An 8715-nucleotide genomic window follows, 5' to 3' on the forward strand; every position below is an offset into this window, starting at 1 on the left:
ACCGCCCTCGTCATCAGCCAGATCCTCCTGCATCAAGAGAATCAGGGCCGGCGCCGTTCGTCACTCCATACACGAGTCAGTGGCTACGTCCTTTGGTATAAGTCATAAAACTATCTGACGATAGGAGAATTTGTATATAGGTTATGCTGTACGACAAATTTCTAAAGTGACCCATATGGGGACTATACACGTTTTCTCCTCATAATGTTCTTGTGGAGTCATAAAACAAACAAGGATATACCAACGTAATTTCTAATGTTTCCTAAAATTCCATCTATATAACGCTTGGAAATGAAAATTATACGAGGATTAATGCTGAAAATATCTTATTTATAATGGTAATCATTTTCATAAGGAGATGTTTTCAAAAAATCTGTCCTTGTCTACTGAATATTCAGGTTCGCGTCAGGTTTCTCTGTTATCAGCATGCAGTCGTCACCGTGATGACATGGGTTTATATATGCTAGGGAGTAGACATACAGGCTATGCGAGGGATATTTCTGACCAACCTCTGTTTTGCTTGTATTGTTTTTTTGCTTGCCCAGCCTGTATGGGCGGAAAACAGACTGGCAAGCATATGCATGATCGTTGGGTACGGCATTCTCGTGAATATGGGTGGCCTTTATGGGGAACATCTTCATTCCGTATTGCGCAATGCAATGCTGCGGGGCGCGGCGTGCCTGTCTGATGTGGCTGAACTGCATGCGTTCAGTCTGGTTACCGATCCGGTGCCGCATCCACGTGTTTTTGCTACGAGGTTCATCGGATTGGGGAGGCTGTGGAGCAAGTCTGTCGAACGGATCGGCCATGGTGGCTCCGTCATTGCATGACGGTATAAGGTATGAACCACTCCATGCGCCCTTTCCTGTCCATTACCATGGCCTGCGCCATGACGTGGGGCCTGCCCGCGCGGGCGCAGGTGTCGCAGCCCGGCCCATCCTTCCACGAAGCAGTCGTGATGGCGTGGGCTATTGATCCCGTCCGTACCGAACTGCAGGTCGGCCACCATTCTGCTCGTGCCCGCGCCAGTGCCGCGGGCTCATGGTTTGCGGGTGGCCCGACCCTGTCGGGGGAATATATGGATGACCATATGATAGGCAGTAATGAGGGCTACACAACGTATCAGGGCGGGGTGTCGGTGCCGCTGTGGCTGCCGGGGCAGGGAAGTGCCACGAAACAGGTAGCAAGCGCGGAAGCCGCGTCCATTGACGAGCAGCTCAATGTCGAACACATGGCTTTGTCCATCCGGGTGCTTGATGCCGCTGCTGCGGCCCTGATCGCGCGTACCCGGGTGGACGTGGCCCATGCCTCATACGATGCGGCGGCGCGCATGGCCATCAGCGCCACGCATGCGGTGCATGGCGGCGAACTGGCCTCGGCAGATGGGCAGTTGGCGCAGGCCGCGATGGAAAATGCCCGCAATGAACTGGCTCTGGCACAGGAAGAAGCCGAGAACGCTGCTGCGGCGTTGGAAGTGCTGCTGGGGCGCCCGGTTGTGCCCGACCTGACCCGTTATGGCGGCAGCGACGTGACACAGGCGCGTTTTGTCAGCCCGCGTGACATGGAAGACAATGACCCCCGCATCAAGGTGGCGCACCGCAATGTTGAAGCCGCCGAGGCCAATATGAAGCTGGCGCGCCATTCCTTCATGCCCAACCCGGAAATCGGTGTGGATGCTATCCATGAAAAGCAGTACGGCAGCCCGTGGGATGACCGCGTGGGACTGAATTTCAGTATTCCCCTGCCCAGCGAAGTCCGCAATACCCCCATCATGTCCGAAGCGCGCAACCGGCTGGCCACGGCCACCAGCCAGGAAACACAGGCCCGGCGCATGGTGCATCTGGAAATGATGCGGGTGCGGGAACGCCTGATTGCGGCCACCACGGCGCGGCGAGCGACGCAGCTTGCCGCCGAAAGCATGGAACAGCGTGCCACGGCACAGGAACGCGCATGGCGTGTGGGCGAGGCCAGCCTGGATACGGCACTTGCCGCCCGGCAGGCGGCGGCCAATACCCGGCTGACCAGCGCCCGGGCCGAGATGGAATGGCATGTGGCCAGCATCCGCACGCTGATCGCAACAGGCATCGTGCCATGATGCGCATTGCCCTTGCCCTGCTGCTTCTGGGGGCAGGTAGTCTTCCGGCTTGGGCCGAAGAGGGCGCGCTATCCCCGACCGTGAAGCTGGATGCGGCGGCAGTCGCCAATGAAGGCGTGAGCATTACTACGGCCACCGCTGGTACGCTTGCGCCCGTGTTGCCGGTCATGAGCCGGGTCATGCCCGATACGACGCGGGTCGTGCATATCCACCCTGCGGGCAGCGGCAAGGTGCTGGCAGTGCTGGTCCAGCCGGGCACGCCCGTACGGCGGGGGCAGGCGCTGCTGCGCTATCAGGATCATTCCCTGCATGTCGCACGCCTGCAGGCGGTCCAAATGCGCGCGGCGCTTACGGCCGCCGTCGCGGCCCGGGCCGATGCGGCGGGTGCGGTGCAGCGGGCAAAGGCCCTGGCGGGCGAGAGCCTCTCCATGGCCGAACTGCACCGCAGGCTGGATGTGCTGGCGCAGGCAGACGCCACCATGCGCGCACGGCAGGCGGATGTGGACACGCTGGGCCACCGCTTTTCTGAGGAATTCAATTCATCGTCGGAACAGGACAGCCAGGGCGTAGAGGATGAAACCTCCACCCTGATTTCCCCGCTCGATGGCATGGTGCAGGTGATCAGCACGTCGGTCGCGGGCGACGTGGACCCGAGCATGGATGTAGCCACGGTGGCTGACCTGTCACGTATATGGCTTGTCTCGGACATCCCGCCCGATCAGGCGGCGCGGATCGAATCAGGCGGCCAGCAAGTAACGCAGGTACCCGGTGGCCCGCTCATTTCGCGTATCGATACGGTGGATGGCATGGCCAGCCCGCTGACCGGGCTGGTCCGGGTCATCAGCAGCGTGGCCAACCCAACCGGCGTATTGGTGCCCGGCATGGTGCTGGATGCCACGCTGGCCCAGCGCAACAGTGTTGCGGGCATTGTCGTGCCGTCCGAAGCCCTTCAGCCTATTAACGGGTGTAGCGTCGTGTTCGTGCGGATGAGCGAAACCGATTATCGGCCCGTCGTGGTTGATGTGGCGCTCGATGACGGAACGCGGGCAGTGCTGCGCTCCGGCCTGAAAGGCGGCGAACCGATCGTAGGGCACGGTAGTTTTGCCCTGCGTTCGGTCATCGGCCTTGCCGGCTTGGACGCGGACTGATGGCGCGCAGGTATCTCGAGGCCCTGCTGCGCGCGCGCATGCTGGTGCTGGGCGGGCTTGGCCTGCTGCTGGCGGCGGGACTGATGGCGGTTCTGGGCCTGCCGGTGGAAGCCGTGCCGGATATTTCGCCCCGGCAGGTGCTCGTCTCGGTCGTGGCCCCCGGCCTTGCGACGGAAGAGGTGGAAAAGCTCATCACCTTCCCGCTTGAAGCCAGCATGACCGGCATTCCCGGCATGACCGACCTACGCTCCGTCTCACGCGGCGGCGTGTCGGTGGTGTATGTGCAGTTTTCCGATGAGACCGACATCAACCTCGACCGTACCCGCGTCAATGAACGTATCCAGCAGGCACGCGCCAGCATATCCGTGCCCGGCATCACCGTCAGCATGGGACCGCTGGCCACCGGCATGGGCGAGATCATGCAGTTCCAGATCCGTGGCGCCGGGCGCTCGCTCATGGACCTCAACCGCATCATGAACTGGACCGTGGTGCCGCAGATGCGCCTCGTGCCCGGCGTGGTGGACGTGAACGTCAATGGCGGGGCGGAGGAAACCTATGAGGTGACACTGGACCCCGCGCGGCTGATTGGCAGCAACCTGTCGGCAGGCGAGGTCTATCGCGCGGTCGATGCCAGCAATGCGGCATCTGGCGGCGGGTGGATCACCCACCATGCCGAACAGCAGAGCGTGGTCGGGCGCGGGCTGGTGGGTAGCCTTGCGGATTTTGGCAATATCGCGGTGCGCACCAACCCTGATGGGTCCGCCGTGCGCCTGCGCGACCTTGGCCGCATCACCACCGGCGCGCGCACCCGCCTTGGCGCGGTAACCCGTGACGGGCAGGGCGAGATCGTGATCGGCGTGGTGATGATGGAAAGCGGGGCCAGTTCCAACGCCACCCTTGCCGCCATAGACCGCGCCCTGCCGGGCATAAGGCAGGCGCTACCCGCAGGTGTTACGCTGGAGCCCTATTACAGCCGCGCCACCCTGACCGGGCAGACCATCGCCACCGTGCGCGACAATCTGGTCATGGGCGCGGTGCTGGTGGTGGGCGTGCTGGTGGTGGTGATCGGTAGCTGGCAGGCAGCCCTTGTCATTGCGTCAGTCATTCCGGTGGCCCTGGTCTGCGCCATGGCGGGCATGCGGCAGTTCGGAATTTCGGCCAACCTGCTCAGCCTTGGCGCGATCGATTTCGGCATGATCGTCGATGGCTCACTGGTGGTGATCGAACATGTTCTGTCACGGCGAGAGGAGGAACCGGAGGCGGAATTCGTTCCGCTGGTCATCTCATCAGTGCAGCAGGTGATGCGCCCGGTAGGGTTCGCCATACTGGTCATCGTCATGGTCTACCTGCCCATCCTGACCCTGCAGGGGATCGAGGGGCACATGTTCCGCCCGATGGCGCAGACGGTCATCATGGCGCTGCTGGCATCGCTTGCGTACTGCTTCATCTGCATACCCGTTCTGGCCAGCCTTGCGCTCAGGCATGTCCGACCTGCGGGCGATACCCGGCTGATCGCCTTCATGCGCCGCCCCTATACCTATATGGTGACATGGGGGGAGGCGCATCCGCGCATTTTGTTTGGGGGCACGATTGCGGTGCTGCTGCTCTCTGCGGGGCTGGCTACGCGACTGGGCGGCGAGTTCATTCCCCAGCTTGACGAGGGCGCGCTGGCGGTCACGACCACGCGGCTGCCCTCGGCCTCGCTTGACACCGTTCTGGCCTCGGTCACGAAGCAGGAGCAGATCCTGCGCCGCTTCCCCGAAGTCTGTTCCGTGGTCAGCAATACCGGCACATCGGCCATTCCCACCGACCCGATGGGCATGAACGAGACCGACAGCTTCATTTTCCTCAACCCGCCCTCCACATGGAAAACCGCCCGCACGCAAGCCGGGCTTGTCGCCGCGATGGACGACACGCTGCGGCGCGAACTGCCCGACGCGCTGTATTCATGGAGCCAGCCGGTGCAGATGCGCATGGATGACCTGCTCTCTGGCGTGCGCACGCAGATTGCCGTCTCGATCTTTGGCGATGACCTGGCCACACTGGCCGAACTGGGCGATAGGGTCGTGGCCACCATGTCAGGCGTGAAGGGGGCGGCGGACGTGGCGGCAGCGGGCGATGGCACCGTACCGCTGATCGTGGCCGACATCGACCGCTCGCAGGCGGCAAGCCGCAACGTGGCGGTGCAGGACATTCTGGATACGGTGGAGGCGATTGGCGGGCATATCGGTGCCCGGCCAGTCATTGTGGATAACGCGATCATCGGCACGCAGGTGCGCCTTGACCCGCGCATTGCCGGTTCGACTGCCGCGATTGGCGCGCTGCAGGTCCGGCGGATGGACGGGCGGGGGAATGTCCTGCTGTCACAGGTGGCGCATGTGCATGAAGTCGATGGCCCACCGCGCATAAGCCGCGACCGGGTGCGCCGTCGCATGGTGGTGCAGGCCAACGTGCGCGGGCGGGATCTGGCCTCCTACGTGGCCGAAGCTCAGGCCCGCGTGGCGCGCGACGTGAAACTGCCTGCAGGCTATACCATGCAGTGGGACGGGCAGTTCCGTAACCTGCAATCGGCCATGCAGCGGCTGGAAATCGTGCTGCCCATCGCCCTTGGCCTGATCTTCGCGCTGCTGGTGGTGGCGTTCGGGGCTATGCGGCCAGCCCTTCTGGTCTTCATCAACCTGCCGGTGGCGGCGACCGGCGGCATCGTGGCGCTGACACTGCGCGGCCTGCCGTTCAGCATTTCGGCGGGGATCGGCTTCATCGCGCTGTTTGGCGTGGCGATCCTCAACGGCGTAGTACTGCTCAGCGAGATCGCGGCTCTGCGGGCACGCGGCATGGCGGTGGCGCAGGCGGCCTTTGCGGCGGCTGAATCCCGCTTCCGCCCAGTCATGGCCACAGCACTTGTCGCCAGCCTTGGCTTTTTCCCGATGGCGTTTTCAGACAGCGCGGGCGCCGAGGTCGAGCGCCCCCTCGCTAGCGTGGTAATCGGGGGGTTGGTTACGTCCACGCTCCTGACGCTGCTGGTATTGCCATCACTGTATGCCCGGGTCATGCGGGAAAGGGATAAAGACTGATGCGTATCCTTATTGTTGAAGATGAATACGATCTGGGCGTGGCGGTGCAGGAGCGCGTGCGCCAGGATGGGCATGCGGTGGACTGGTTCACGACACTGGAGGACGCGCGTGCCGCCATGGCGACGGTGGATTACGATTTCATGCTTCTCGACCTTGGCCTGCCAGATGGGAACGGGCGCGACCTGCTGCGTGACATCCGGCGGACGTCAGCGAATATTGCCATCCTTATCACCACGGCAGAGGACCAGATCAGCGATCGCATCGAGGGGCTGTCTGAGGGGGCGGATGACTATATCGTCAAACCCTATGACCTGAATGAACTCGTGGCCCGCATTGTTGCAGTGGCCCGTCGGTATGCATCACCGCGCAGACAGGCGTGCTGCCGCGTGGGGGACATTACGATAGACCGGGAAAACCGTTCCGTATCGCGTGATGGCGAGCGGCTGGACCTGACCGCGCGGGAATGGACCATCATGGAACTGCTGTCGCGCAGTCCGGGGCGGATCTATTCCCGTCAGCAAATCGACACGGTCCTTTATGCGCTGGACCGGGATGTGGACAGCAATACCGTCGAGGTCTTCATCAGCCGCCTGAGGCGCAAGGTAGGCAATACGGTCATCCGGACTATGCGCGGCCGTGGCTACTGCCTCGATGCAAGGAGCGGCTCATGAAAAGCTGGAGTCTGGCCACACGGATTACCAGCAGTGTACTCATGGTCGTCATACTGGGGCTACTTATCCTCAGTATCGCGGTGGGTGGATTTACCCGCTACGAGGTGACGGAACGGTTGGACAATTCGCTACAGGAAGTGTCCGAGCGCCTGCAGACGGCAGTCGCGACACGGTTGCATGAGTCAGGTGCCGCACCGTCCATCGCCTGGCTGCCAGAGGTTGGGCCGCGCACATTGGCCTATCAGGTCGTGGATGTCGCAGGGCATGTCGTGTTGCGTTCCCAGAATGCCCCGCCGGACGCATTTGTGCGCAACTGGCGGACCGGGTTCGCCAATGTGCCGCATTTTCGCGTTTATATTGCGGATCTCATGGCGCAGAAATACCGTGTTCTTGTGGGCGAACCGATTTTTCACAGGCGCGAGGCCGTCCGTCGCGCGATGCTGATTTCTGTTGTGCCCATGCTGCTTTTCCTGCCGGTGATCTGGTGGCTGGTGCGACTGGTCGTGCGGCGCGCCCTGCGCCCGCTGGACCGCCTGCATGACGAGATGCGCGCACGTGGCAGTGGCAACCTTCAGCCCATTCCACTGCTTGACCTTCCTGATGAACTGATCTCCATCCAGCGTGCGGTCAATACGTTGCTGACGCGACTGGAGGCGGCACTCTCTACCGAACGGGCTTTTGCCGCTAGCGCCGCACATGAACTGCGCAATCCGCTGGGTGCCCTGCTGGCGCAGGTACAGATGCTGGGTCGCATGGTGCCCGATGGGTCGGATGCGGGCAGGCGGGTGGACATCATTGCCGACCGGACCCGCCGACTGGGGCGAACGGTGGAAAAACTCCTGCAGTTTTCCCGCGCCTCGTCCGGTGTTGCCTTTCGGCGCGACCGTTTTGACCTACTGACTGTCCTGCATGTCCTTGTCGATGACCTTGGGCACAATCCGCGTGAGGGACAGCGTATTGTCATGGTGTCGGACGGGGGCGATCATATATTCGTACATGGTGACATGGACGCCACCGGAATCATGCTGCGCAACCTGCTTGAAAACGCCCTGATGCATGGGGGGGGCGATATGCCCGTGCAGGTGGCCGTCCTGCAGGATGGCGGCATTGATATCACGAATGATTGCCCTGCAATGCCGCCGGACATGTTGGCGCGCCTGACCAACCCATTCGTGCGCGGCGGCAGCGGGACGCATGGTAGCGGCCTTGGCTTGGCCATCGCCAATAATATCGCAACCCAGATGGATGTAATCCTGCGCCTACGTTCCCCGCTAGCAGGGTCTGACAGGGGATTTGGTGTCTGTATCACCTTTCCAATCCCGGAAGTGACATAATGACTTGTAGCGATAAGAAATGGATATATCGGAAGCACGTCTTGTATCCACCCGCGCGATGCCTCTATTCGGAATATTTTGAAAAGCCGGTTCCCTTGAATCGTATATTGTTGTTTCCTGATGCTCAGAGCCTGATCCGAAAGTTTTTGAACAATACCAGCCTGTTGTGATTCATCCGTCTTTACGAAGAGATGGAGTGAATGGTGACATGGACTGGTATTGCCCGACGTGAACATAGCCGGGAAGGACTGCGATATCCATCGGATATGATGGACGGGGAATGGGCTTTGATCATGCCATTTGTGCCCCCTGCGAAACGGGGCGGTCGCCCTCGCACGACGGATATGCGCGAGGTGGTCAATGCGATGCTCTACATAGCCTCGGCCGGGTGCG

The 8715-nt window shown here is 61.6% G+C and carries 7 protein-coding genes; all 7 read left to right on the top strand.

Annotated elements, in window-relative coordinates:
• The first annotated feature begins 581 nt into the window (after window positions 1–581).
• Window positions 582–830, top strand: a complete 249-nt coding sequence (locus CFR80_RS15790) for a hypothetical protein (protein WP_110507683.1) — start codon at window positions 582–584, stop codon at window positions 828–830.
• Window positions 831–841: 11 nt separating this feature from the next.
• Complete coding sequence (locus CFR80_RS15795; RefSeq protein ID WP_110507684.1) at window positions 842–2095, top strand: TolC family protein; 1254 nt, start codon at window positions 842–844, stop codon at window positions 2093–2095.
• Window positions 2092–3243, top strand: a complete 1152-nt coding sequence (locus tag CFR80_RS15800) for an efflux RND transporter periplasmic adaptor subunit (protein ID WP_110507685.1) — start codon at window positions 2092–2094, stop codon at window positions 3241–3243. The genes CFR80_RS15795 and CFR80_RS15800 overlap by 4 nt, the downstream gene beginning before the upstream one ends.
• Window positions 3243–6317, top strand: a complete 3075-nt coding sequence (locus tag CFR80_RS15805; protein ID WP_010515559.1) for an efflux RND transporter permease subunit — start codon at window positions 3243–3245, stop codon at window positions 6315–6317. Before CFR80_RS15800 ends, CFR80_RS15805 begins: the two co-directional genes overlap by 1 nt.
• Entirely contained in the window at window positions 6317–6988 is a 672-nt protein-coding gene (locus tag CFR80_RS15810; RefSeq protein ID WP_010515560.1) for a response regulator transcription factor, read from the top strand. Before CFR80_RS15805 ends, CFR80_RS15810 begins: the two co-directional genes overlap by 1 nt.
• Window positions 6985–8322, top strand: a complete 1338-nt coding sequence (locus CFR80_RS15815; RefSeq protein ID WP_010515561.1) for a sensor histidine kinase — start codon at window positions 6985–6987, stop codon at window positions 8320–8322. Before CFR80_RS15810 ends, CFR80_RS15815 begins: the two co-directional genes overlap by 4 nt.
• 200 nt (window positions 8323–8522) lie before the next feature.
• Window positions 8523–8715 (top strand): transposase (locus tag CFR80_RS15820; protein ID WP_146221631.1); only part of this gene is annotated, 193 nt, incomplete at its 3' end.

Source organism: Komagataeibacter oboediens (assembly GCF_003207815.1).
Classification (GTDB): domain Bacteria; phylum Pseudomonadota; class Alphaproteobacteria; order Acetobacterales; family Acetobacteraceae; genus Komagataeibacter; species Komagataeibacter oboediens.